Source organism: Streptomyces sp. NBC_00234, assembly GCF_036195325.1.
Classification (GTDB): Bacteria; Actinomycetota; Actinomycetes; order Streptomycetales; family Streptomycetaceae; genus Streptomyces.
Map to the genome: position 1 here is coordinate 4,891,102 of NZ_CP108101.1, position 25,421 is coordinate 4,916,522.

A 25,421-nucleotide genomic window follows, 5' to 3' on the forward strand; every position below is an offset into this window, starting at 1 on the left:
CGCGAGGAATTTCGCTGCGCTCGTCACAGGGCCGTGCCGGGAGGATCCCGGGCCTCGGGCGCGCGTGGTCGGTGCGGGGATAGCCGCTGATCAGCGGTTATGTGGCCAGCGATCACTGGCTCGGTTCCCGGCTCGGCGGCAGGCCCGCTCGCGGGGCTGTTGTGGGGATGGTGAAAACCTATTACCGACGGGTACCCAAAGTCTGCGGCTGGACATACTCTCGCCCTCATGACGGACTCGCAGGCACTCACGGCCACCTCCGGCGCCTCCCTGGGCACGAACCCGGTCGCCCCCGCCCCGGCGGGTGCGCGCACCGCCGCCGACGTGGTCACCCCCGAGGTGATCGCCCAGCTGATCCGTGGCGTCGTCGGTTCCGGCCGCACCGCCAACCACACCCCCTTCACCGGGGAGAAGCTGGCCGACCTGCCCGAGTCCACTCCCGAGGACGTGGCGACCGCCTACGAGCGGGCCCGCGCCGCGCAGCCCGCATGGGCCGCGACGCCCGTACGCACCAGGGCCGCCGTGCTCCTGCGCTTCCACGACCTCGTCCTGGAGCGCCAGGCCGAGGTGCTCGACCTCATCCAGCTGGAGACCGGCAAGGCCAGGCTGCACGCCCACGAAGAGGTCCAGGCGGTCGCCGTCGCCGCCCGGCACTACGGCCGCCGGGCCTCCGCGTACCTCAAGCCGAAGCGGCACACGGGTGTCATCCCGACCCTCACCAAGGTGACGGAGCTGCGCCAGCCGCGCGGAGTGATCGGTCAGATCGCTCCCTGGAACTACCCCTTCGAGCTGTCGGTGGGCGATGCGCTGCCCGCCTTCGTCTCCGGCAACGCCGTCGTGATGAAGCCCGACACGGAGACCGCGCTGACCGCCCTGTGGGCCCGTGACCTGCTCATCGAGGCCGGGCTGCCCGCCGAGGTGTTCCAGGTGGTGCTCGGGGAGGGACCCGTCGTCGGCCCCGAGGTCGTCAAGCACGCCGACTACGTCTCCTTCACCGGCTCGACCGGCACCGGACGCCAGGTCGCCCAGGGCGCTGCCGCCCGGCTGGTCGGGGTCTCGCTGGAGCTCGGCGGCAAGAACGCCATGCTCGTCCTGAAGGACGCGGACGTGGAGAAGGCCGCTGCGGGTGCTGTCCGCGCCTGCTTCTCCTCCGCCGGCCAGCTCTGCATCTCCATCGAGCGGCTGTACGTCCACGAGTCCGTCGCCGACGACTTCGTACGGCGCTTCGCCGAGCGCACCAAGGCGATGCGGCTGGGCAACTCCCTGTCGTACGGCGCCGACATGGGCTCGCTCGTCGGCGAACGCCAGCTGGAGACCGTCACCCGCCATGTCGCCGAGGCCGTCGAGAAGGGTGCCACGCTCGTCGCGGGCGGTGTCGCCCGGCCGGACATCGGTCCGCTCTTCTACGAGCCGACCATCCTCGACGGCGTGCAGGCGCCGATGGCCGTCTGCAGCGAGGAGACCTTCGGTCCGGTCGTCTCCATCTACCGCTTCAGCGACGAGGACGAGGTCGTCGCGCTGGCCAACGCCACGCCGTACGGCCTCAATTCGAGCGTATGGACCAAGGACGGCAAGCGCGGCCACCAGGTCGCCGCCCGGCTGCGGACCGGCACGGTCAACATCAACGAGGGGTACGCGCCCGCCTACGGCAGCGTCCAGTCCCCGATGGGCGGCATGAAGGACTCCGGTCTCGGCCGGCGCCACGGTTCCGAGGGCATCCTCAAGTACACCGAGGCCCAGACCGTCGCCCAGCAGCGGCTGATCCCGCTCGCGCCGTCCTTCGGGATGGACGACGCGAAGCACGCGGCCTTCATGAGCGTCAGCCTCAAGGTGATGAAGGCGTTCCGCCTGCGCTGACCGGCCGTCACACCGCACCACCTCTTGCCCTTTTCGTACCGAGGAGAGCCATGTCCCAGGACAGCCCTGCCCAGAAACGGTCCGTGAACGACGTGGCGGCCGACGACGACGCCGCCTACGACTACGACGTCCTGATCGTCGGATCGGGCTTCGGCGGCGCCGTGTCGGCGCTGCGGCTGACCGAGAAGGGGTACCGGGTCGGGGTCCTGGAGGCGGGCCGCCGCTTCACCCCGGCGACCCTCCCCAAGAACTCCTGGGACATCAAGAACTTCCTCTGGGCCCCCGCCCTCGGCCTCTTCGGCATCCAGCGCGTCCATCTGCTCGGCAACGTGATGGTGCTGGCCGGGGCGGGAGTCGGAGGCGGCTCCCTCAACTACGCCAACACGCTGTACGTACCGCCGGCCCCGTTCTTCCAGGACCGGCAGTGGGCGGACATCACCGACTGGCAGGAGGAGCTGAAGCCGTACTACGACCAGGCGAAGCGGATGCTGGGGGTGCGGCTCAACCCGACCACGACCCCCTCGGACGTCCATCTGAAGGCGGTCGCGCAGGCCATGGGCGTCGGCGACACCTTCCACCTGGCCCCGGTCGGCGTCTTCTTCGGTGACGGCGAGGACGCCGACGGTACGGCGAAGGCGCGGCCGGGAGCGACGGTCGCCGACCCGTACTTCGGCGGCGCGGGCCCCGACCGCAAGGCGTGCACCGAGTGCGGCGAATGCATGACGGGCTGCCGGCACGGCGCGAAGAACACCTTGAACGAGAACTACCTCCACCTCGCCGAGAAGGGCGGCGCCGTCATCCACCCGATGACGTCCGTCGTCGCCCTGACGGACGATCCGGACGGGGGCTACCAGGTCTCGACCGTTCCCACGGACCGCCGCAGGAAGGCGGAGCCCACCCGGCTGCGCGCCCGGAAGGTGATCGTGGCGGCGGGGACGTACGGCACGCAGACCCTCCTGCACACGATGAAGGACCAGGGTCTGCTGCCCCGGCTCTCGTCCCGGCTCGGCGAGCTGACCCGTACCAACTCCGAGGGCCTGGTCGGCTCGCAGACCAGCGACCGCAGGTACCGCAAGAAGCACGGCGCCGCGAAGGCGGACTTCTCCCGGGGCGTCGCCATCACCTCGTCGATCCACCCCGACGAGAACACCCACATCGAGCCGGTCCGTTACGGCAAGGGCTCCAACGCCATGGGCGCGCTGACCATCCTCCAGGTGCCGTACGGCAGCCGGCGGGTCCTGCGCTGGGCGGGCAGCATGGTCAGGCACCCGCTGCTGGCCATGCGTTCCCTCTCCAACCGTCGCTGGTCCGAGCGGACCATCATCGGCCTGGTCATGCAGTCGCTGGACAACTCCCTGACGACGTACCGCAAGCCGGGCGGCATCGGGAAGGGCCTGCTGACCGCGCGGCAGGGGCACGGTGCGCCCAACCCCACGCAGATCGAGGAGGCGACGCGCGGCGCGACGCTGCTCGCCGAGGAGATCAACGGCTTCGCCGGTTCGAACATCGGTGAGCTGATGGGCACCCCGCTCACCGCGCACTTCCTGGGTGGCTGTCCGATCGGTGCGGACGCCGGGAGCGGCGTGATCGACCCGTACCACCGGCTGTACGGCCACCCGGGCATCTCGGTCGTCGACGGCTCGGCGGTCTCCGCGAACCTCGGCGTCAACCCCTCGCTGACCATCACCGCGCAGGCGGAGCGCGCCATGTCCTTCTGGCCCAACAAGGGCGAGGCGGACCCGCGTCCGGCGCAGGGCGAGGAGTACCAGCGGCTGTCGGCGGTCGAGCCGCGGTCACCGGCGGTACCGAAGGAGGCGTTCGGCGCGCTGAAGCTGCCGTTCCTGGGCATGCCCCCGGTCCCGCCGAAGGCGAAGCGGTAGCGGAGCCGGAGCCCGGAACGGCCGGTGGCTGCACCCCCCCGCTGTGCAGCCGCCGGCCGTTCGCTTTGCCGTGCCCAATCCGTGATCTTGGCCGGGGCAACTCTTCGTACCGCTGCGTGGTCGAACTCGCTGCTGCGTCACAGCAGTTCCACAGCTCCTGCTGATCACCAGAGGTTTCGCGATGACACGCATCTCCCCGAGGACTGCGCTGCGCCGTGCCGCCGGCGGCCTCGCCGCCGCCGGTCTGCTGGCGGCAGGTTCGCTCGCCGTCGGCGCACCCGCCCGGGCGGCCGGCCCGGAGTTCACGCTCGGCGGCGCGGCCGAGACCGCCCTGCACCCGTACCCGTCGAGCGGAGCGCCCCGGACGACCTCGCTCGGGATCACCGTCGACAACCCGTCCCAGGACGAGGAGAACGGCGGTTACGAGGGCGAGGTCACCGTCACCTTCGACCTGAGCGGGATCGCGGGCGTCGCGGACGTCTCGTTCGGCGAGGACGCGGGCGCGGACTGCGAGGTCACCGGCACCACGGCCGTCTGCCACGACTACGGCGTGCACCCGGGGCTCAGCACCCTCGCCGAGCTCGATCTCGCCGCGGCCGAGGGCAGCGAGGACGGCGCTTCGGGGACCATCAGGGTGTCGGGCACGGCGGACGGGGCCACCTTCGTCCCGTTCTCCACGAAGGTCGTCATCGGCGGCCCCGACCTGGTGATGAAGCAGCTCCCCTTCGATCAGGAGCCCGTGCCGGGCCAGGTTCAGCCCGCCCCGGTCACCTTCACCAACGAGGGCACGGCAGCGGCCGACGGCGTCCTGCTCACCCTGATGTACTCGCGCGGCCTGGACCTCCCGGAGCGCTACAGCAACTGCGCGTACACGGACGGCGCGGACACCCGGGCCGGCATCCCGTGGTCCACCGCGCTGTGCTCCTTCGCCGGTTCGTACGAGGCGGGCGCCACGTACACCCTGGCGGAGCCGCTCTCGGTCGAGGCCACCGACCGCGCGTTCTACGACACCTTCGTCTACCGCATCAACGAGGACGGCGCCGCGCAGCGCGCCGCACAGCGCGCGGGCGCGCGCTTCGACAGGGGCACCGGCCCCGCCCTCGCGCTGAAGAAGGTCCCGGCCGCCCTGAGCACCGACCTCGACCCGCACGACAACCAGCAGGAAGTGGACTTCCGCACGGAGAACACCGCCGACTTCGTCGCGTACGGCGACGAGCTGACCGGAGCCGAGGGCGACACCGTCACGGCCAGGATCGGCTTCCGTAACGCAGGCCCGGCCTGGATCGGATACCTCCGCTCCGGAGAATCCGTCGCCACGCTCGACCTCACCGTGCCGGAGGGTGCGACCGTCACCGGGAAGCCCGACGCCTGCCGGGGCGTGACGGCGGACGGCGCGTACCGCGAGCAGCAGCTCGGCGCTCCCCGCTACGTCTGCGAGACGGGGATGACCGTGCGGGACGGCGCCGATGTCGCCCAGTCCTTCGACCTGAAGATCACCAAGCTGGTGCAGGGCGCCTCCGGCGCGGTCGAGGTCCGCAATCTCCGGCTCGCCGACCCCGCGCTGCCCTTCGACCCGAAGCCGGCGAACAACACCGCGCGGTTGGTCCTGAACGACAGCGGCTCGCAGGACTCCGGCGGTACGTCGGACGGCTCGGCGGGCTCCACCGGCGGCGGCTCGGCGGGCACCACGTCGGGCTCGGGCACCTCGGGTTCGGCGGGCGGCTCGGGCACCTCCGGCACCTCTTCGGCCTCGGGTTCCACCGGTTCCGCAGGCGCCTCGGGCTCCCAGGGCTCCACAGGCTCCACGGGTGGCGGTCTCGCCGCCACCGGCTCCGCCGTCCTGTGGGCATCCGCAGCGGCCGTCGTGGCCCTGGCCGCGGGCGGCGTGCTGTACGCGGTGTCCCGGCACCGCACCCGGCAGGGCTGACCCCGGCGGGCAGCGGAACGGAACACAGCAGGACAAGGGCCCCCGGACCGTGCACCGGTCGAGGGGGCCCTTGCCGCGGGAGCACCGGAGGGGCGGCGTGCCGGTGCCGGTGAGCGGCGCCGGGGGAAGCGCCGCGGGTATGCGGGCATGTGGTGGTACGGAGTGGGCGGGGACGGACCGGGACGTGCCCTGGGGATCGGGCGGGAAGGCTGCGGCCTGCGCAACCGTGGGGGACCGGATGCGGCCGGCTCGGGCGTCCCCGAGACCGACCGCACTTGGGGTGACCGGGCTGCTGTCCCCTGCCGACCGGTCACGCGCGCCGGGATGCGGTCCCACGACGTACCTGCAGTACGTCACACATCCCGACGGAGCCACGCGTGGTTTCCTACCGATGCCGCCCCTGGTTGGCACGGACACCCGGACCAACGAAGCCGGTGCGGCACCGGTCACGCGCCGTACGGGTGAGACCCGGCCCGAACGCAGATACGGCCCTACAGCCTCCGCGTACCTCACACCCGGCCGCGGCACAGCTCCAGCAGCGTCATGGCGAGCGAGGTGCCCGGCTTGCCGAGCGCCTCCCTGTAGTGGCTGAGGACGTCCATCTCGCGGGAGAGGTTCACCCGCCGGCCCCCGGAGGTGATCCGGGCCTCCTGGATGACCGCCGAGACCGCCATCCGTTCCTGGACGAGACCGATGATCCGGTCGTCGAGCATGTCGATGCGGCTGCGGGCGTCGCCGATCAGCGAGGCGGCCTCTTCGGTGTGCGCACCGGTCTGCTCGGTGGCCGTCTTCGCGGGGGCGGTGCTGCTCATGGTGTGACTCCTGGTGGGGTGCGGCCCCCCGGAACCACAGGCCCGGAACGCCAGAACGCCCCGGGCCTGTCGGCCCGGGGCGCCTGGAACGTTGCTTGTCAGTAGCTCAAGCAGCACGACCATGGCAGCCGGCGGACCGGGTGCCATAGGTAAAGACGAAGATCGTGTGCTGACGCATGGCGCCCAGTATGGCCCCGTCCGGGCCGCCGGGCCAAAGCCGGGCCCGGATGGTGAGACGGGGGCCGGGCGGGAGCGGTATTCCGCCGGGCGGGGAGAGGCCGTTCCACGGCCGGTAGAATCGACAAATACCGACCCCTCTCCACCGCCGGAAGGCCGCCCCGTGCCAGCAGCACCCCCCGCCGCCCCCGACACCGCCACCGACGTGGTCCTCGTTGTCGACTTCGGCGCGCAGTACGCCCAGCTCATCGCCCGCCGTGTCCGCGAGGCGCGGGTCTACAGCGAGATCGTCCCGTCCACGATGCCGGTGGCCGAGATGCTGGCCAAGAACCCGCGCGCGATCATCCTGTCCGGCGGCCCGTCCTCGGTGTACGCGGAAGGGGCGCCCACCCTGGACCGTTCGCTGTTCGAGGCCGGGGTTCCCGTCTTCGGCATGTGCTACGGCTTCCAGCTGATGGCCACCACGCTCGGCGGCACCGTCGACGACAACGGTGCCCGTGAGTACGGCCGCACGCCGCTCTCCGTCTCCAAGACCGGCTCCACCCTCTTCGAGGGCACGCCCGCCGAGCAGCCGGTGTGGATGTCGCACGGCGACGCCTGCTCCGCCGCTCCCGAGGGCTTCACCGTCACCGCGTCCACCGACGTCGTACCGGTCGCCGCCTTCGAGAACGACGAGAAGAAGCTCTACGGCGTCCAGTACCACCCGGAGGTCCTGCACTCCACGCACGGCCAGCAGGTCCTGGAGCACTTCCTCTACCGCGGCGCCGGCATCGAGCCGACCTGGACGACCACCAACGTCGTCGAGGAGCAGATCGCCCTCATCCGCGAGCAGGTCGGCACCAAGCGCGCCATCTGCGGCCTCTCCGGCGGCGTGGACTCCGCGGTCGCCGCGGCTCTCGTCCAGAAGGCCATCGGCTCGCAGCTCACCTGCGTGTACGTCGACCACGGTCTGATGCGCAAGGGCGAGACCGAGCAGGTCGAGAAGGACTTCGTGGCCGCCACCGGCGTCCAGCTGAAGGTCGTCGACGCGGCGGACCGCTTCCTGAACGCGCTGGCCGGGGTCTCCGACCCGGAGCAGAAGCGGAAGATCATCGGCCGCGAGTTCATCCGCGTCTTCGAGCAGGCCCAGGCCGAGATCGTGGCGGAGGCCGCGGGCGGCGAGGACGTCGCGTTCCTCGTCCAGGGCACGCTCTACCCGGACGTCGTGGAGTCCGGCGGCGGCACCGGAACCGCCAACATCAAGTCCCACCACAACGTGGGCGGGCTGCCCGAGGACATCGAGTTCCAGCTCGTCGAGCCGCTGCGCCAGCTGTTCAAGGACGAGGTCCGGATGGTCGGCCAGGAGCTCGGCCTGCCGGAGGAGATCGTCCAGCGCCAGCCGTTCCCCGGCCCGGGTCTCGGTATCCGGATCGTCGGCGAGGTCACGAAGGACCGGCTCGACCTGCTGCGCGAGGCCGACGCCATCGCCCGCGAGGAGCTGACCGCGGCCGGCCTGGACCGTGACATCTGGCAGTGCCCGGTGGTCCTCCTCGCGGACGTGCGCAGCGTCGGTGTCCAGGGCGACGGCCGCACGTACGGCCACCCGATCGTCCTGCGCCCGGTCTCCTCCGAGGACGCCATGACGGCCGACTGGTCGCGCCTGCCGTACGAGACGCTGGCGAAGATCTCCACCCGCATCACCAACGAGGTCGCCGACGTCAACCGCGTCGTCCTCGACGTGACGAGCAAGCCGCCGGGCACCATCGAGTGGGAGTAGTCCCACCCGGACCCGATGGCCGACGCCGCCGCCCCTCCCCGGAGGGCGGCGGCGTCGCCGCGTCCGGAACCGGTCCGAAAACCGGTGGCGTCCCGCGGGGGACTCGTGGGAGGCTCCGCCCTCATGTCCGCAGATGAGATCCGCGCCCTCATGTCCGCCGCCCACAACGACCGTCTGACCTGGAACACCCCGCTTTCCGAAGAACACGCGGCCCAGCTGGTCGCCGCCTGCGATCCCGGCCGGGGGGCGCGGATAGCGGACCTCGGCAGCGGCTGGGGCGAACTCCTGATGCGCCTCGTCGAGGCGGCCCCCGAGTCCACCGGCGACGGTGTGGAGACCGACGCGGAAGCCGTGGAGCGCGGGCGGCGCCTCGCGGTGGAGCGGGGTCTCGCCGAGCGCGTGCGGTTCCACGAGGTGCCCGCGGCCGAATGGACCGGCGGCGACTACGACCTGGCCGTGTCGATCGGTGCCGCGCACGCCTGGCCCGGTTCCACCCCGGAGGCGCTGAAGGCCCTCAAGTCGTCTCTGCGGCCCGGTGGACGGGTGCTGTTCGGCGACGGGTTCTGGGAGAAGGAGCCCTCGGCCGCCGTGCTGGAGGGGCTGGAGGCCGAACCGGGTGACTTCCCCACCCTGCTCGAACTGATCAGGCAGGCCGAGGCCGCCGGGCTGCGCCCGCTCCAGGTGACCGTCGCCGACCAGCGCGAATGGGACCTCTTCGAGGCGAACGCCAATATCGGACGGGGTGAGCGCTGGGCCCTGGCGAACCCCACGCATCCGCTGCACGACGGGGTCGTCGCCGCTGTCGACGCCCGTCGCACCGGTTATTACGGCGGGTACCGGGGAACGCTCGGCCTCGCCTACCTCGTGCTGAGCGCCTGACCCGTACCGAATCGGTGACGTGAGCACTCTGGCCACCTGGGGCGACCGGCGGTAACTTCCGGTTCCGTACGCCCCGGGAGCCAGAGGAGCCGCCGTGTCCGAGCCCGCCGCCACCCCCGTCCCTGCCGCCTCCGTACCCGCCCCCGTGCCCGTGGAGCAGCTGCGGTTCGCGATGCCGCCCGCGCACGCGACGGCCGACGAGGAGCGCGTCCACCGCAAGGAGCGGCTGGCGGGTGCGCTGCGGCTCTTCGGGGAGTACGGGTACGAGGAGGGTGTCTCCGGGCACCTCACCGCGCGGGACCCGCAGTACCCCGACTGTTTCTGGGTGAACCCGTTCGGGGCGCCCTTCGACGGGATCGCCCCGCAGGACCTGATCCTGGTCAACGGTGACGGCCAGGTCGTCCAGGGTCGCTTCCACGTCAACCAGGCGGCGTTCGCCGTGCACGCCCAGGTGCACCGGGCCCGCCCGGACGTCGTCGCCGTCGCGCACACCCACTCCCTGCACGGGCGGGCGCTCTCCGCGCTCGGGGAGCTCATCGAACCGATCACCCAGGAGGCGTGCGCCTTCTACGAGTCCCATGCCCTCTACGACGCCTACACGGGCGTGGTCGTGGACGAGGACGAGGGCCGGCGGATAGCGAGCGCGCTCGGCGGCCACAAGGCGATCATCCTGCGCAACCACGGGCTGCTGACCGTCGGGGACTCGGTGGACGCGGCGGCCTGGTGGTTCCTCACGATGGAGCGTTCCTGCCAGGTCCAGCTGGCGGCCCGGGCCGCCGGGAAGCCCGTACTGATCGAGCACCGGGACGCCGTCGCCACCCGCGAACAGCTCGGCAGCGACCTCGTGGCCTGGATCAACTACCAGCCCCTGTGGCAGCGGATCAGTCGAACATTCTGACGAAACGCGCTGCCCTTTCGCCCCGATGCGGTCCCCGGCCGTCCGGTACGGCACAATTCGCAGAAATCACAGGTGAGTTGGCCGGGAGCCAGAGCGGAAAGGGCGGCGTTCTTCGTGGCGTTGGACGAGGCGAGAAAGAGCAGTACGCACGGCGGTGGCTGTACGTGCGGCGACTGCCCGCACGGAGCGCGCGAAGGGCACCGGCGGGCGGTCGCGGCTTTCCTCGCCAAGCGGGACGAACTGGCCGCGGGCAACGGACTGCCCGCAGGGGTCGCCCAGTCGGCCTCCGCGTCCCGGCAGTGGGTGTCGGACGAACTGACCGAATCGGCCCGCACCGTCGCCGACCGCGGCCGGGAGGCGGGCGACGCCTGGCTCCACCAGGTCTGGCGCAGCACGCTGTTCGTCGTCTGGGGCGCGGTCGCCGCCCTGGTCGTCGGCGAGACCGTCACCGCCATCGGGGCGGGCTGGTCGACCGCCCGCACCGCCGGACTGGTCGCCGGTCTCGTCACCGCGGGACTGCTGACCGGCGCCGCCCGCTTCCACCGGGCCCGCGGCGGCCTCCTCGCCCCGCTGATCGGCGAGGACAACCGGCTCTCCACCTCCCGTACGGTCGCCGCGTCCTGGGTGCTGCTCGCCGTCTTCTCCGTGCTCGTCCTCGCGCTCCAACTGGCGGGCGCCTCCGGGCACGCGGACCGCGACGAGCTGATCGAGGGCCTGGACCTGGTGCGCTCCGCCGGCGTGCTGACCGTGCTCGCGCTGGTCTGCGCCGTCGCCGTCCTCGTACGACGGGTGGTGACCGTACGCGTCCTGGCGCAGCGCCTGCAGAAGCTGCGGGCCGAGCGCCCGCGCGCCGCCGACCTGCTCACGGACGACTCCGGGCGCGGCAGTTTCACCGATGTGCAGTACGTGCTCGTCAGCGCCGTCGCCGTGCTGTTCGCCGCGGTCCGCCTGGCCCGCCGCCCCGAGCAACTGCCGGACCTGCCCTGGGGGCTCGCGCTCCTGGTGGTGGTCTCCGCCGCCACGTACTTCGCGGGGAAGTACGCGGAGGGCGGCCGTCCGGTCATTCTCTCCGTCGTGCGGACCCGGGAGGCCGGGGACCTGGACGCCCCGATCCGGACCGGGGACGACATCGAGATCCGCGGTGCCGGCTTCGTGCCGCCCGGGGCGGGCGGCCCGGACCGGCTGGCCCGGATGGTCGTCAGGATCGGCCGGGTCCACGTCCACGTCCCGCTGATCCCCGTCACCGGCGGCTTCGCCAACCCGACCGACACCGTGCTCACCGTGCCGGTGCCCGTGGAGGTCGAGCCGGGAGTCGTCGACGTCCAGGTCGTCACCGCGGCCGGGGTGGAGACCAACCGCGTCGTCATCGAAGTGACGGACTGACAAACACGCGCGGACATGCACCGGTTGGCTCCCCGACAGTACGATTTGAGCGTCGGGTAAGCGGCGGCGACGGGATGCGTGACCGGGATGACAGTGGACAGCTCAACAACGCCTCCGGCCGGGACGGGCCCTTCGCACCGGGCGCTGCTCCTGTTCGTACCGGAGTACACCTCCACGGCCTGGCAGCCGCTGGACTACCTCGACGACGAGTACCGCGATCTGCGGACCGCGCTCACCGACCAGGGATACGCGATCGACCCGGCCAGTGGCTGCCGGAAGTTCGAGAGCAAGGCACTCGTGCAGGCGATCGCCCGGTTCATCGCCGACGGACGCGACGGCGAGCACCTGATGGTCTTCCTCAGCGGCCACGGCTTCCACCACGACAGCAAGCACTGGTTCGCCGGGACCGACTCCTCCGTCGAGACCTGGAGCGCGCAGTCGCTCTCGACGACCAACGTCGATCTGGAGAACGACTGGGCGGACCAGGCCGAGCGGAGCGCGGCCGGGCAGATCCTCTTCGTCGTGGACGCCTGCCGCGACCGGCTGGAGGACGACCGGAGCGCGTTCAAGGTGCCCGCCGGTACGGACAAGCTCGGCTATCTGATGGCGTGCGAGCCGGAGCGGTCCGCAGCCGTCGCGGGCCCGGACGGGGCCCGCTTCAGCCTCTTCACCCAGGCCATGCGGGAGGTGCTCGCCGACGCCCAGGGCGAACTCCTCGCCGACCGGTTCTGCACCCTGCTGGAAACCGCGATGGCCGACCTCCGCACCCGGCAGTCGAATCCGCCGCCCCCGCAGGTACCCCGGCTCGGCGGGGACACCGGCCCCCGATTCGTCGTCCTGCCCGAACGGTCCACCGAGGGGCGGCGGGTACGGCTGGTGCGCGAGCACCCGGTGTGGGCCAAGGTCACCGACTCGCTGGAGGCCAAGGAGTGGCGGGCGCAGGCGGAGACCGTGGTCCGCACGCTCGACCGCGAGCTGGCCTCCGAGCGGGAGGGACTGCGGGACGACCCGTGGCTCGACTGGGAATCGGACCTGCGGACCTCGGAGCGCCTGGCGGAGCTGGTGGACCGCGCGGAAGTCGCCGCGTTCACCCCGGCCGAGGCGGCACTGCTCGCGGTGGCACCGGCGCTGTACTTCGGGTTCCGGGTCCGGCTGGCGGCGCGGGCCGACCACCGGGATCTACGGACGGAGTGGGACCAGTACCCGCGGCTCCAGCGCCAGACAGATCCCGGGGCGGGGCCCGGCAGCCCGCCCAGGGACCGCAGGGTGGCGGGGTCCTGGGTGCTGCACCAGACCCGCTGCGACCCGGGCAACGCGCACGACCACCTCAGCGAACTCGTCAACTTCCTCCGTACGGTGCTCGACGGCACCGACGAGCTGGACGACGAGTGCAGCCCGCCGGTCGTGTCCTGGCTGTTCCGGGCCATGCGGCACGGCGGCGGTGTGCTGGCCGAGCCGCCCGTCCTGGCCGCGCAGGCCCGCAAGGGCGAACCCAACTACCAGCGGGTCGGCCTGATGCTCTGCGTGGCCCGTCTGATGGCGCTCGACCGCAGCGAACTCCCCTCGGTCCTGGTCGAGCACATGGGGGGACGGGAGCCCATCGGCCTGGTCCGCGTACGGCTCTCCGTCGACGGAGCCCGGTGGTCCCTGCCGGACGAGAGCAGGGGCACCCTGACGCTGGCGGCCGAATGCGGCCACCAGGCGCTGATGGTCGCCCTCCAGGAGCAGGTACAGGCCCTGGACGGACTGCTCTGCAGCAACCTGCGGATTCCGGGCCTCGCCGATCTGCCGAGCCGGGCCTCCGACGTCCAGGTGAAGCCGGAGACGGACCCGGAGACCGGGGAGCCGCGGTTCTACCCGGTCGCCACCCGGTTCGGACTCGACGCCACCCGCGTACGGGACCTGCTCACCGGCGAAGCGCTGTACGGCGACCGCCATCTCGCCATCCGTGAGCTCTACCAGAACGCGATGGACGCCTGCCAGGTGCGCCAGGCCCGGGAGATGGCCCTGCTGAAGCACGGGAACACTCCGGAGTGGCGGGGCGCCATCGAGTTCACGCAGCAGCTCGACCGCACCCGGGGCCGCTGGTACGTCGACTGCGTCGACAACGGCTCGGGCATGGGCCGCGGGGAACTGCTCCACTCCTTCGCCCAGGGCGGTGTCCGGCTCTCCCACCTGACCTCGTTCCAGGAGGAGATGCTCGAATGGCAGAAGCGCGCCATCCCCTTCCAGCAGATCAGCCGTTTCGGCATCGGCGTCCTGAGCTACTTCATGATCGCCGACGAGATCGAGGTGGTCACGCGCAAGTTCCAGCGTGACGGCACCCCGGAGAGCACGGCGCTGCGCGTCACGATCGACGGTCCCGAGCACCTCTTCCAGGTGGCCCAGCACCAGGAGGACATGACGTTCATCGGGGACGACTGCGGCACCCGTATCCGCCTCTACCTCCGTGAGGACCTGAAGAACTTCTCGTGCGTCAAGGTGCTGCGGTCGGTGCTGGGCGTGGCCCGGTTCCACACGGTGGCGGACCATGTCGGCACCGATGCGGAGACCTGGGTACCGGAGGAGTACGGCAGCAAGCCCGACACCGGGGCGGACCCGGTCATCGGGGCCGAAGGCACCGTCGTGCCGGTGGACGGCGGCATGGTGTTCTGGTGCGAGCGCGGCGGGGCGCTGCTGGTCGACGGCATCTCGGTGAAGGGACAGTGGTTCCGGGGCGAGGGCACGGAGGGGCGGAGCAGGGCGGGAGCGATGGTGGTGCGCGGCGCCGTCGTCAATCTCCGGGGGCCGGTGATCAGGTCGGCGGGGAAGAAGGCCCTGCCACGGCTCTCCGTGAACCGGTCCGAAATCCTCGACGAAGTCGCCCCCACGGTCTTCGCGCTGCTCGCCAAGAGGGACGCGGCGGAGGTGTTGAGCGCGAGCGAGCTGCTCACGGAAGCGTGGCTGGAGGACATCGCGACCGCCGAGCCGCGGATCGCCGACGCGATCGTCGCCGGGCTGGTCAGGGTCGGCGCGAAACTCACCTACCGCGACGGGGTCGCCGATCTCTCCCGGACGGGCTATCTGGTCGGGGACCGGGAGGTGCGGGCGCTGTGGGTGGCGGACTGGCCGCGCGCACGGCCGAGGTCCGAGTACCGGTCGCGGGATCTGGCCTCGCATCTGCCCGGACACCTGGCGCTCTGGCGCTACGCCGCTCACTTCCCGGACGGGGTCGCCGCGGTCCTGGGGGACGTGTGCCCGGAGGATCTCGCCACCGTGTGTCTGCGGCCGGCCGCGCCCTCGGACTCCGTGCTCCTCGGGCACAGCTGGAAGGGCACGCACGGAACGTTCGCCACCTGGGACGGCTGGGTCGCGCCCGGACTTCTGTACCGGCGGGCCGAGGAACAGCACGAGTCGCCCGCGTGGGCAGCCGCCCGTCTTGCCGAACTCGGACTGCGGCTGCCGCTGACGGACCGGGCGACCGCACTCAGCCCTACCGATCTGACCCGGTTGACCAGCGCGGACGCCGACGGTCTGCGACCGTCCATCCGGCCGGGGGACCCCGTGGGCCCGCGTCAGCTGCTGAGCGCGTGCGGGGACTTCGACGTGCAGGCCCTGGGCGAGGTGATGGAAATCCTCCAGGACCTCGGCTACGACACCTCGCGCTGCTCCTCGCTCCTGCGACCGGACTCGGTCGAGGGCGGACTGATCCGCGCGTTCGAGGAGCGGAACCCGCGCCGGGCTCCCTGGCTCCTGGTACAGAGCACCGATCACGAACACGTCGCCGATCTGGCGGAAGCCCGGGGGCTGTCCGTCCCCGAGGTGCTGAGGATTCTCTCGGAGCACGGCTACTCGCTGCCGGGCCAGGGCGAACTGAGCGGACTCAGCGACGGCTGGCGGCTGACCAGGCCCGTCCCGGAGGAACGCCGCACGGTGGCCTCCCTCGCGGACGTTCACCGCATGGTCCAGGTGAAGGGCTGCACGATGGACCGGGCGGTCCGGCTGCTGGAGGCGTTCGGATCCACCGTGGACGCCGAGATCCCCGAGATTCCCGAGGGAGCCGGGCCTTCGGAGGCCGACCTGGAGTTGCTCGTCCTCCCGGCCGCGGGAGGTCAGCGGCTCGATCTGCGGAAGCCGGCGACCCTCCTCGACCTGCACGCTCTGGGGCGCGAGGCCCATATGCCCCTTCCCGAGGTCGCCCGGCGGCTGCGCTCCGTAGGGGTCGAGGTGCCGTCCGGCGAGCTGCCGGACGCCCTCGACGGCGACGACCTCGTCCTGCTGGCCGATGCCCACAGCTCGCACAGCAGCCACCGCCACGGTCTCGACCCCCGCGCACCGGTGCCGGTCGCCCATCTGACGATCATGGCCGGCCGTCTCGGCTGGACCGTCACCGAGGTGCGGGACCGGCTGCTCGCCCGTGGCATGACGCTGGCCGAGCTGCCCGAGTTGCCTCTGGACCTGTTCGACGAGCGGACGGAACGCATTCTGGCCGGCCAGTGGATCCAGTACAGCCAGGAGGACGAGGACGACGAGGTCCCGTTCGGCCATGTGCTCCAGGTGTCCGCCGAGCTGGGGTGGGAGCTGGACGCCACCGTGGAGGCGATGCGGGCCAGACGGCTGCGGATGCCCGAAGCCTGGGCCGAAGCCCTGCCGCAGGTGCAGGACACCGACCAGATCCTGTTGAAGCAGGACGGAGACCGGCACAGCACCTGGCTGGGCCCGCTCGACAGCGCCTCCTTCCTGCATGTCGTTCCCGCCGCGGACGCGGCCGGGATGACGGTCGACGAGGCCCGTTCCCGGCTGGAGGCACTCGGCGTCACCGTCGAGACCCTGAGGTTCGCTGATGACGGCTTCCGTGAGGAAGCCTGGCTGGGCGACATACTGGACGGCGGCTACCTGGCCGCGTCCAGTGGTCCCAAGGGCGGCATCCGCGACGACCTCTCCGTCCGTCCCGCCTACGTCCGGATCGTCTCGCGGCTCACCCGCCGATCCCCGTACGACGTCGCCCGACATCTCCGGGCCGCCGGCGCCGACATCGTGCCCGACGACCATCCCCACGAGCAGCCCACTCCCGGCGAACTGCTCCTGTTGCGCGAGGACGCCGCGCCGAACGGCGAGTGGCTCCCCCTCGACGAGCCCGTGAGCCTCGAACACCTCCTGCTCTGCGCCCACCGGCTCTCCACCACCGTCACGGTCGTCGCCGACCGCCTGCGGGCCCTGGGCCTGGAGGTGTCCGACGTGGCCACGACGGTGGCCGAGACGTGGGCGAGGGTGCCCAGGGCCACGGCCGGCTGCTGACCGGCCCACACCCGGTGAGCAGCACGATCCCCGCGTACGTATCGTCTGGTGACGGGTCAATGGAAGGCGGGTCAGCCATGAACGGCTACGGAAACACCTACGGACTGAGCGAACCGAGCAGCCTCAAGGACCGCGCCCGGCAGTACGCGCTGCTGCCGTTGCGGATCTTCCTCGGTGTCACCTTCATCTACGCCGGTCTGGACAAGCTGACCGACAGCGGCTTCATGTCCGCCGAGGGCGCCGGCTCCATCGGCGAGATGATGAACGCCGTGCGGGACTCCTCCGCGATCCCGGCCCTCGTCGACCTCGCGCTGAAGAGCCCCGTCGGCTTCGGCTACGCCATCGCGATCGGTGAGCTCGCCGTCGGGCTCGGCACCCTCATCGGGCTGTTCGCCCGGCTCGCCGCGTTCGGCGGAGCGATGATCTCGCTCAGCCTGTGGCTGACCGTGAGCTGGCAGACCGAGCCGTACTACTACGGCAACGACCTGATCTACCTCATGTCCTGGCTGCCGCTGGTGCTGGCGGGTGCCGCCTTCTTCTCCGCGGACGCCTTCCTCGCGGCACGGCGGCGGCGCAACCTGTAGCTCACCCAGGTGGCCGTGGCGGCCAGCCCGAGGCCGCCGAAGAACACCGGGAAGAAGAACGTCCAGGGGGCGTCCCACTCGCCCGCCGCGTCCGCCGCGTAACCGGCGGCCAGGGCGAGCATCACGACGCCCGCCACCGCGCGGCCCGGCCGGAACTCATGACGCAGCACGGATGACCTCCACTTGTCCGACGCCGACTTCCAGTCTCAGCTCGACCGTGCCGGCCGGCTTGGCGCCCCCGGGCGGCGCGAGGGTCTCCCTGCTCGTCCGGTCCGGGCCCACGTCCACGTCCTCGGGCTTCTGGGCCGGCAGCTGGATGTCCCCGAGACCCGCCTCGGCGTCCACCTCCACCGTCACGTTCCGGGGTACGACGACGACCGCGCGGCCCGCGCCGACCTCCAGTTCCGTACGGACGGTGGCGCCGGCGGGGACCGGTACCCCGGACAGGTCGAGCCGGGCGACGCCGGTGCCCAGCTCGTACCGCGGCTGGACCGCCGCCACCGAGGCCGGGTTCCACTCCTTGCGGACCCAGTCGGTGCCGATGTCCTTCGGTACGGCCGCCGAGCCGGCCAGCAGCCCGGCCGTGACCATCGCCAGGAAGAGCGTGCCGAAGCCGGTCCGCCCCAGGAACGAGCTGACCACCAGTCCGAGACCGAAGACCGCGAGCGCGGCGGCGAGCCCGGCCTGCAGGCTCGTGCCGAGTGGCTGGGTGTCCCAGGTCAGCCCCGTGCCGACACCCCCCGCGATCAGCGCGAGGAGGAAGACCAGGCCGCCGATCGAGCGCGGTCCGCGCGTCCCCGGAGGGCGGTAGGGCGCGCTGTACGGGGCATCAGCCGTGGCCGTACGCGCACCCGGTGCCCGGGGGACGAGCGCCGCGTCCTGCGGTCCCCACAGATAACCGGGCCCGATCGGGCCCGACGTGCCGTCCTTGACGATCGGATCGCGCCACCAGGAGGGGCTTCCCGGCGTCGGAGGGGCCTTCACCTCCGGGGGTGCCCCGTGGCCCGGCGCGCCCCCGGCCGTCTGCGGCGACGAGGTGTCCAGCGGGGTGTCGGGTACGGCCGTCCTGCGGTGCTGCGCCCAGACCGTGGAGCCGATGACGGCGAGCGACAGCATCGCGGCGAAGGCCAGCATCCCCCGGTTGTGCAGCATCGAGAGGAACAGGCCGCAGCCGACCAGGGCGAGCACCAGCGCGACCAGCGACGCGCCCTCGACCCGGCCGGAGAGCAGTTTGCGTGCCTCGTTCTCGTCCTCGCCGTCCAGGGGGAGCAGCAGCCAGGCGAAGCCGTAGAAGATCAGTCCGATGCCGCCGGTCACCGAGAGGACGCCGAGCACGATCCGGAAGATCACCGGGTCGACGTCGCAGTACCGGCCGAGCCCGCCGCACACCCCGGCCACCACTTTCTGCCGCGAGCTGCGGTGCAGCTGCGGTTTCGGCTCGGGGGGCGGCGTGACGCCGGGGGAGGCGTCCTGGGTAGCGGTCATGTCCCCATGGTGACGGTCCGTACGGCCCCGTGGCACCCGCCCCGACCCTGGACGGTCCCTGATATTACCCCTGCGGGCCGTGGGGCGCTCCCGTGCGCGGGTCAGGGTCGAGTAGGGGCCGACCCTGATGCCACCACCGGCGCGTCCGTGTGACGATCGTCGTATGCCAGCCGCCACGACCCGAGCCGCAAGCTCCCTCGCCTCCGATCCGGAGGAGCCGCCCGTACGCAAGCTGTACCGCAGCGCCGACGGACGGCTGCTCGGCGGCGTCGCGCGCGGGCTGGCGGGGCACCTCGGGCTGCCGGTCGCCTGGGTGCGGTTCCTGTTCCTCGGGCTGTTCTTCGCGGACGGCCTGGGCGCCCTGCTGTACGCGGTGTTCTGGATCGTCGTCCCGCTCGGCGTCGGTGGGGTGGACGCGCCGCGCTCCGTCTTCGAGACCGCGCCGGACGGCCGGCGCAGGCTCCGCAAGCCGGACAAGGGGCAGTTCTTCGCACTCGTCGCGCTGCTCGTCGGCGCCATGATCTTCGTCGGCAACGTCGACATGGGCAGCAAGGCCGACCGCTACATCTGGCCGACCCTGCTGATCGGCGCGGGCTCCGTGCTGGTCTGGCGCCAGGCCGACAACGCACGGCGCGCCCGCTGGATGGAGGTCGGCCGCAGACGCCGGGTGCTGCAACTGGCCCGCGGTCTCGCCGGTGTGGCCCTGGTCGGCCTCGGCCTCGCCGTCTTCATCGTGGTGCGCGGCTCGGCGGCGCAGCTCGGCAACGTCCTGACCGCGGCCATCGCCGTGCTCACGGGCATCGCCCTGCTGGCCGGTCCCTACCTCGTACGCATGACGCAGGACCTCTCCGAGGAGCGGCTCATGCGCATCCGCGCCCAGGAGCGTGCCGAGGTGGCGGCGCATGTGCACGACTCGGTCCTGCACACCCTCACGCTGATCCAGCGCAACGCGGACGACGGCGGCGAGGTCCGACGGCTGGCCCGCGCCCAGGAGCGCGAGCTGCGCAACTGGCTGTACAACCCCGAGGGCACCGGCAAGGACGAGGACGACGAACCGTCGAGCCTCGCCGAGGCGGTCAAGCGCGCCGCAGCCGAGGTCGAGGACAAGCACGGTGTTCCCCTGGAGGTCGTCGTCGTCGGCGACTGCCCCCTCGACGAGAAGCTGGCCGCCCAGATGCAGGCCGCACGCGAGGCGATGGTGAACGCCGCCAAGTACGGTGGCGAGGGCGGAGCGGTCCAGGTGTACGCGGAGGTCGAGGGCCGCACCGTCTTCGTCTCCGTGAAGGACCGCGGTCCGGGATTCGACCTGGATTCGGTCCCGGGCGACAGGATGGGCGTACGAGAATCAATCATCGGCCGGATGCAGCGCAACGGCGGTACGGCCCGGCTGCGTTCGGTGCCCGGTGGGGGCACGGAAGTCGAGCTGGAGATGGAAAGGGCGGGCGAATGACCGAGAACACCGAAGCCACCGGGGGCCCGGAGCGGCGGGTACGGGTCGTGCTCGTCGACGACCACCGGATGTTCCGTACCGGGGTCCAGGCCGAGATCGGCCGTACCGAGGAGACCGGGGTCGAGGTGGTCGGCGAGGCCGCCGACGTCGACCAGGCCGTCACGGTCATCACCGCGACCCGTCCCGAGGTCGTCCTCCTCGACGTCCACCTGCCGGGCGGCGGTGGAGTCGAGGTGCTGCGGCGCTGCGCCCCGATGATGGGCACGGCCGAGAACCCCGTGCGCTTCCTGGCGCTGTCCGTGTCGGACGCCGCCGAGGACGTCATCGGTGTCATCCGTGGCGGCGCGCGTGGTTACGTCACCAAGACGATCACCGGTACCGACCTGGTCGACTCGGTCTTCCGGGTGCAGGACGGCGACGCCGTCTTCTCGCCCCGGCTGGCCGGCTTCGTGCTCGACGCCTTCGCGTCGACCGACGCGCCGCCGGTCGACGAGGACCTGGACCGGCTGACCCAGCGCGAGCGCGAGGTGCTGCGGCTGATCGCCCGGGGGTACGCGTACAAGGAGATCGCCAAGCAGCTCTTCATCTCGGTGAAGACGGTCGAGTCGCACGTCTCGGCGGTGCTCAGGAAGCTCCAGCTGTCCAACCGCCACGAGCTGACCCGGTGGGCGACGGCGCGCAGGCTGGTCTGAGCCCCGCGGGGCTCGGCGCGTGGTGCTCCTCGGGCGGCGTTCGTCGGGCGTGGCGTCGTCGGGCGGGGTTCCTCAGGCGGGGTCGAGCGAGATGTTCAGCTTCTCGCCGATCCTGCGGTAGCCGATGCCCGCGTAGATCCGCTCCGCCTCGGGGCCGCCCGGTTCCAGCCACACCGTCCGGCAGCCCTGGGCGAAGGACGTTTCCGTCAGCCACGCGGAGAGCGCGGCGCCGACGCCGCGGCGGCGGAAGCCCGCGGCGACCGCCACCCCGGCGAGTTCGCTGAGGCCGTCGACCGCGATCGAGCAGCCGCCCGCTCCGGCGGGGGAGCCGTCCACGACGGCCAGGGCGGCCACTCCGCCCCCGGCCGCCGCCGTGCGCAGCCAGTCGGTGGTTCCCTCTTCGGGTTCGCCCTCACCGCCGAAGCCCTGGTGCTGGACGCGTGCGGCGTCGGCGAACTCCGCGTCGGTGACCGGCACGGCGATCCGGAGCCCGTCCACCGGCTTCGGCGCCAGCAGGTCGCCGGGTGAGCAGGCCAGCAGCGGGGCCCGGTTCTCCACGGTGAAACCGGCTGCCAGCAGCGCCGGTTCGACGGCGGGGGCCCAGGCCGGCAGGTACTCCAGACGCGGGATCCGGCCGCGCTCGCGGAACGCGGCGATCAGGTCGACCACGTCGAGTGCTGCCGGTTCGGCGCCCCGGTCGGGGATGGCGTAGTTGGCGTACTTCAGCTCCCAGCCCGGGTTGTGGCGCACGGTGAAGGGGCCGACCCGGTAGTGGTCGGGGGAGCGCAGGGTCAGGGTGCGCGCGTACGACTGGACGTCGGTGTCCATGGCCATGTGGTGGATGCCCCTCTCCGGATGCCGCCCCGTCCGCTCGGGGCGGCGCCGGGAGCCTATGCCACCCGGGTGGCTCCCGCGAAGGGCATCTGGTCGATCGGCGCGATACGCACGGGGGTGCCCGGCCGCGGTGCGTGGATCATCTGGCCGCCGCCGATGTACAGCCCGACATGGCTGATGCCCGAGTAGAAGAACACCAGGTCCCCCGGGGCCAGTTCGGAGCGGGACACCCGCTGACCGGCGTTGATCTGGGTGTACGTGGTGCGGGGCAGGGAGACGCCCGCGGAGCTCCAGGCGGCCTGGGTGAGGCCGGAGCAGTCGAAGGAGGAGGGGCCGGTGGCGCCCCAGACGTACGGCTTGCCGAGCGCCCCGTACGCGAAGTCCACGGCTTGCGCGGCACGGGCGTTGGGGGCGTCGACGGCGCCGCGCCGGGTGCTGCGGTCGGCGCGGACGGCCGCGCCGCCGTGCCCCGCGTCGGCCGAGCGCTCGTAGTCGGCGCGCTGGCCGTCGGTCAGGGTGTCCAGCAGGCGCCGGGCGTCGGCCAGTTTGGCGCGCACCGTCGCCTTGTGCTTCGTCAGCTCCGCCCGCCGCGCGGTGAGCGTCGCGAGTTCGCCCGCGGCCCGTGCGCGGAGCTGGGCGACCCCGGTGACCTGCCGGCGGATCCCGTTGAGGACCCCGGCCTGGCGGTCGCCCGCCCGGTCGAGGTAGGAGGCGCGTTGCAGATACTGGTCGGGGTCGGAGGACAGCGCGAGCTGCACGGCGGGGTCGAGGCCACCGGAGCGGTACTGGGCGGTGGCGAGCGAACCCAGGGTGTCGCGTGCGGAGTTGAGGCGTTCGGTCCTGCGGGCGGCCTCGTCGCGCAGCGCGTCCACGGACCGGGCGGCGGCGGTGGCCTTCTCCTTCGTGCCGTTGTACTGCTCGGTGGCGACCTCGGCGTCGTGGTACAGCCGGTCGATCTTCGCCTTGACCTGGGCCTGCGTGAGCTGCGGTTCGGCGAGTGCCGCGCCGTCGAAGGCGGTGGCGGTCGCGGCCCCGGCGAAGGCCAGGGTCGCGGCGGTGCGGGCAGCGGGGCCGGTGAACGGGCGTCGCCCGGGCTTCCGGTGAGCTGCTTTCCGGTGTGCTGCCACGAGGGCGGCATCCTTCCTGTTCGGCTGCCCGTCGGGAGCTACCGGCGGGCCCGGGAGGGCCGGTGACGGGACACCACAGGGGGAAGTGGCCCGTCACCGGATCTCCCGGCAGACGACCGGGTGCCGTCCGGTACGGGGCGGCGGTGGAAGTCGGTCGTCTGGGGAAGGACGCTAAACCCACGACACGGGAAAGAGACGGCATGACAGCTATTGCCTTGATGTGGCGTTTCGCTACCTCGGCATGACCGGAAAAATAGCGTCAGAGTCAGGCAATTCGCGCAGGCGCGAGCGAAGTCACGAGGTAGTGGTACCTGACCGCCGAGCGGTGATAAGGGCCCGGCTAGGCTGCGGAGCCATGGACGTACTCATCAATGTCTTCGTCGCCCTGCACATCATCGGTATCGCCGCGCTGCTGGGCGGTTTCCTGACCCAGATGAAGGCGATGGGCGCCGGCACGGCCCGCTTCGTACCGGCCATGCTGCACGGCGCACTGACCATGCTGGTCACGGGAGTCGCGCTGGTCGGCCTCAACCAGGCCGACGACCAGACCGTGAACAACGTCAAGATCGGCGTCAAGCTGCTGATCCTGGTCGTGATCCTCGGGCTCGTCTACGTCAAGCGGGACGAGGAGAAGGTCGGCAAGGGCGCGTTCGCCGCGGTCGGCGGTCTGACGGTCGCCAACATCTTCATCGCCACGCTCTGGACGTGACACGACGTGAGGGCCCGGCCGGGCCCGGAGCCGGACGGGCCCTGAAGCCCGTCCGGTGACCGGGACCGTCGTGCCCGGCCGGCCGATCCGGCCCGATCCGAACGGAAGGCCCTACGCCGGCCGCACGCTGCCGTAGATCGGCATGTAGTAGATCGATTCCTCACGCACGTTCGCACCCGGCTTCGGCGCGTGGATCATCATGCCGTCGCCCTTGTAGATGCCGACGTGGCTGATGTCGTCGTAGAAGAAGACCAGGTCGCCCGGCTGCAGATCGGCCGTCGCCACCCGTGTGCCGACCTCGACCTGGTCCCAGGTGGTACGCGGCAGGTCGACGCCCGCCGCCTTCCAGGCCGCCTGCGTCAGCCCCGAGCAGTCGTACGAGGAGGGGCCCGTCGCCCCCCAGACGTACGGCTTGCCGATCTGGTCCCGCGCGAAGGCGAGGACCTTCTCGGCCTTCGCCGCGTAGCTGCTGTCCGCGTCCGAGCCGCTGCCGGTGTCCGTGCCGGTGCCGGGCTGCTCGGCCTCCTGCGCGGCGTCCTCGGCGGCTTCCTTCGCCGCCGCCTCTTCCTGGGCCTGGCGCTCGGCCTCCGCGGCGGCGGCCTGCTGGCGTGCCAGCTCCTCGGCCTTGCGCTTGGCCTCCGCCTCCTTCTTGCGCTCCAGCTCCGCGAGCCGCGCCTTCTCCTCGGCGGTCAGCTCCGACAGCAGGGTGCGCGCCTCGGCCAGCTTGTCCTGCACCTGCTGCTTGCTGCTGCGCAGCGTGGTCTGCGCCTCGGTGAGCGTCTCCAGGCTCTTCGTGGCCTCGGCACGCTTCTTCGCCGCCTGGTTCTGCTGCGTACGGAAGTCGGCGACGGTCTTCTGCTGCTGGCTGGTCATCCGCGCCATCAGCTGGTCCTGGTCGAAGTACGACTGCGGGTCGTCCGCAAGGAAGAACGTGGCCGTCGGGGCGACCGAACCGCTCCGGTACTGCGCCGCCGCGAGCTGACCCAGTTCGCGGCGCGTCTCGTTCAGCTTGTCGGCCCGCTTCGCCGCGGCGTCCAGGAGTCCGTCGACCTTGGCGCGCTGCTCGGTGGAGGCGGACTTCGCCTTGTTGTACTGCTGGGTCGCGGTGCCCGCCTGCCGGTAGAGGTCGTCGACCTTCTTCTGTACGTCCTCGATGCTGGGCCGGGGTGCCGCGGGCGCGGCCGTCGCGGTCTGCGTGGAGAGCAGAGTCACAGAGGCCAGTGCGGCCGTCGTGAGCCCGACTCCGGGGGTGGTGGTGCGCAAGCGGGTGCGCGGTTTGCGATGCGACGCCAAGGCCGGCATCTCCTTCCGTGGACCGCCTACCGGGTTAGCTGTCGGGTTCGGGCGGAACGGAAGGCTGCCCTACGGTCCAAGTGGGGGTCGCGGACCGATTCACCCCGGTGCTGCTTGTGGGTCCCCGGTTCCGAACGGCCCTGGGGCAGCCCGGATTCGGCGTGGGTGCCCGCTCGGCGTGGTTCGCCTCAAGGGGGTACGGGCCGCCCGACGGAGCACGCTAGCCAACCCGTGGTGTCCCTGTGAAGGTTGATGTTCGATATGCCCGATACGTTTTCGTGACCTTGGGGAAATCGATACGTACGGACCCGGAGGGGCTCCCCTTTCCCTCACCCGGTGTGGCCGAACCGTCTCCGTACGCGCATGTCCGCGGGCCGTCCTGCGGAATGCGGCCCCGGGGT

General features: G+C 71.8%; 18 protein-coding genes and 1 riboswitch. Of the genes, 12 read left to right on the plus strand and 6 right to left on the minus strand.

Translation table 11 applies throughout. From position 1 onward, the window contains the following. Positions 1-228: 228 nt before the first annotated feature. From OG230_RS21735 to OG230_RS21745, 3 genes are all read left to right on the plus strand, one after another. Positions 229-1,857: a succinic semialdehyde dehydrogenase gene (locus OG230_RS21735; protein ID WP_328905372.1), complete on the plus strand. Its 1,629-nt coding sequence runs from the start codon at positions 229-231 to the stop codon at positions 1,855-1,857. A gap of 50 nt (positions 1,858-1,907) precedes the next feature. Further along, entirely contained in the window at positions 1,908-3,737 is a 1,830-nt protein-coding gene (locus OG230_RS21740) for a GMC family oxidoreductase (RefSeq protein ID WP_328905373.1), read from the plus strand. Positions 3,738-3,918: 181 nt separating this feature from the next. Then, on the plus strand, positions 3,919-5,664 hold the full coding sequence (locus tag OG230_RS21745; protein ID WP_328905374.1) for a peptidase: 1,746 nt from the start codon (positions 3,919-3,921) through the stop codon (positions 5,662-5,664). Between the two features lie 509 nt (positions 5,665-6,173). On the opposite strand, the gene OG230_RS21750 is transcribed toward OG230_RS21745, so the two are convergent. Beyond that, a complete protein-coding gene (locus OG230_RS21750; RefSeq protein WP_328905375.1) occupies positions 6,174-6,476 on the minus strand; it encodes a chorismate mutase in 303 nt (100 codons plus the stop codon). Positions 6,477-6,816: 340 nt separating this feature from the next. Here OG230_RS21750 and guaA point away from each other — a divergent pair, with 340 nt between their 5' ends. The 6 genes from guaA (at position 6,817) to OG230_RS21780 (ending at position 17,430) form a co-directional block, all read left to right on the plus strand. Then, the gene (guaA, locus tag OG230_RS21755) at positions 6,817-8,409 is read left to right on the plus strand and encodes a glutamine-hydrolyzing GMP synthase (RefSeq protein WP_328905376.1); all 1,593 of its coding nucleotides are present in this window, start codon (positions 6,817-6,819) and stop codon (positions 8,407-8,409) included. 123 nt (positions 8,410-8,532) lie between these two features. Continuing rightward, on the plus strand, positions 8,533-9,288 hold the full coding sequence (locus OG230_RS21760; RefSeq protein ID WP_328905377.1) for an SAM-dependent methyltransferase: 756 nt from the start codon (positions 8,533-8,535) through the stop codon (positions 9,286-9,288). Positions 9,289-9,382: 94 nt separating this feature from the next. Then, a complete protein-coding gene (locus OG230_RS21765; protein ID WP_328905378.1) occupies positions 9,383-10,186 on the plus strand; it encodes a class II aldolase/adducin family protein in 804 nt (267 codons plus the stop codon). Between the two features lie 114 nt (positions 10,187-10,300). After that, complete coding sequence (locus tag OG230_RS21770) at positions 10,301-11,569, plus strand: hypothetical protein (protein ID WP_328905379.1); 1,269 nt, start codon at positions 10,301-10,303, stop codon at positions 11,567-11,569. A gap of 93 nt (positions 11,570-11,662) precedes the next feature. Next, complete coding sequence (locus OG230_RS21775) at positions 11,663-16,846, plus strand: wHTH domain-containing protein (protein ID WP_328905380.1); 5,184 nt, start codon at positions 11,663-11,665, stop codon at positions 16,844-16,846. A gap of 77 nt (positions 16,847-16,923) precedes the next feature. After that, the gene (locus OG230_RS21780) at positions 16,924-17,430 is read left to right on the plus strand and encodes a DoxX family protein (protein WP_328905381.1); all 507 of its coding nucleotides are present in this window, start codon (positions 16,924-16,926) and stop codon (positions 17,428-17,430) included. Here the strand turns inward: OG230_RS21780 and OG230_RS21785 are convergent. After that, positions 17,337-17,600 (minus strand): hypothetical protein, encoded by a 264-nt coding sequence (locus OG230_RS21785; RefSeq protein WP_328905382.1) that lies wholly within the window; start codon positions 17,598-17,600, stop codon positions 17,337-17,339. The two genes, OG230_RS21780 and OG230_RS21785, sit on opposite strands and share 94 nt — an antisense overlap. Further along, positions 17,587-18,915 (minus strand): PspC domain-containing protein, encoded by a 1,329-nt coding sequence (locus OG230_RS21790; RefSeq protein WP_328905383.1) that lies wholly within the window; start codon positions 18,913-18,915, stop codon positions 17,587-17,589. Before OG230_RS21790 ends, OG230_RS21785 begins: the two co-directional genes overlap by 14 nt. A 163-nt stretch (positions 18,916-19,078) precedes the next feature. On the opposite strand from OG230_RS21790, the gene OG230_RS21795 reads away from it, so the two are divergent. Both OG230_RS21795 and OG230_RS21800 read left to right on the plus strand, forming a co-directional pair. After that, entirely contained in the window at positions 19,079-20,365 is a 1,287-nt protein-coding gene (locus tag OG230_RS21795) for a PspC domain-containing protein (RefSeq protein ID WP_328905384.1), read from the plus strand. Beyond that, positions 20,362-21,057, plus strand: a complete 696-nt coding sequence (locus OG230_RS21800; RefSeq protein WP_328905385.1) for a response regulator transcription factor — start codon at positions 20,362-20,364, stop codon at positions 21,055-21,057. The genes OG230_RS21795 and OG230_RS21800 overlap by 4 nt, the downstream gene beginning before the upstream one ends. Before the next feature lie 72 nt (positions 21,058-21,129). Here OG230_RS21800 and OG230_RS21805 read toward each other — a convergent pair whose 3' ends face one another. Beyond that, positions 21,130-21,891: a GNAT family N-acetyltransferase gene (locus OG230_RS21805; protein ID WP_328905386.1), complete on the minus strand. Its 762-nt coding sequence runs from the start codon at positions 21,889-21,891 to the stop codon at positions 21,130-21,132. 56 nt (positions 21,892-21,947) lie between these two features. Further along, entirely contained in the window at positions 21,948-23,018 is a 1,071-nt protein-coding gene (locus OG230_RS21810) for a C40 family peptidase (protein ID WP_328905387.1), read from the minus strand. A gap of 355 nt (positions 23,019-23,373) precedes the next feature. Between OG230_RS21810 and OG230_RS21815 the strand changes: the two genes are divergently transcribed. Further along, positions 23,374-23,727, plus strand: coding sequence for a hypothetical protein (locus tag OG230_RS21815; RefSeq protein WP_328905388.1), 354 nt, complete (start codon positions 23,374-23,376; stop codon positions 23,725-23,727). 111 nt (positions 23,728-23,838) lie between these two features. Here the strand turns inward: OG230_RS21815 and OG230_RS21820 are convergent, their stop codons facing one another. Next, positions 23,839-25,029 (minus strand): C40 family peptidase, encoded by a 1,191-nt coding sequence (locus OG230_RS21820; RefSeq protein WP_328905389.1) that lies wholly within the window; start codon positions 25,027-25,029, stop codon positions 23,839-23,841. Then, positions 25,028-25,192, minus strand: a riboswitch (cyclic di-AMP (ydaO/yuaA leader). (Overlaps the previous gene by 2 nt.) Positions 25,193-25,421 lie beyond the last annotated feature (229 nt).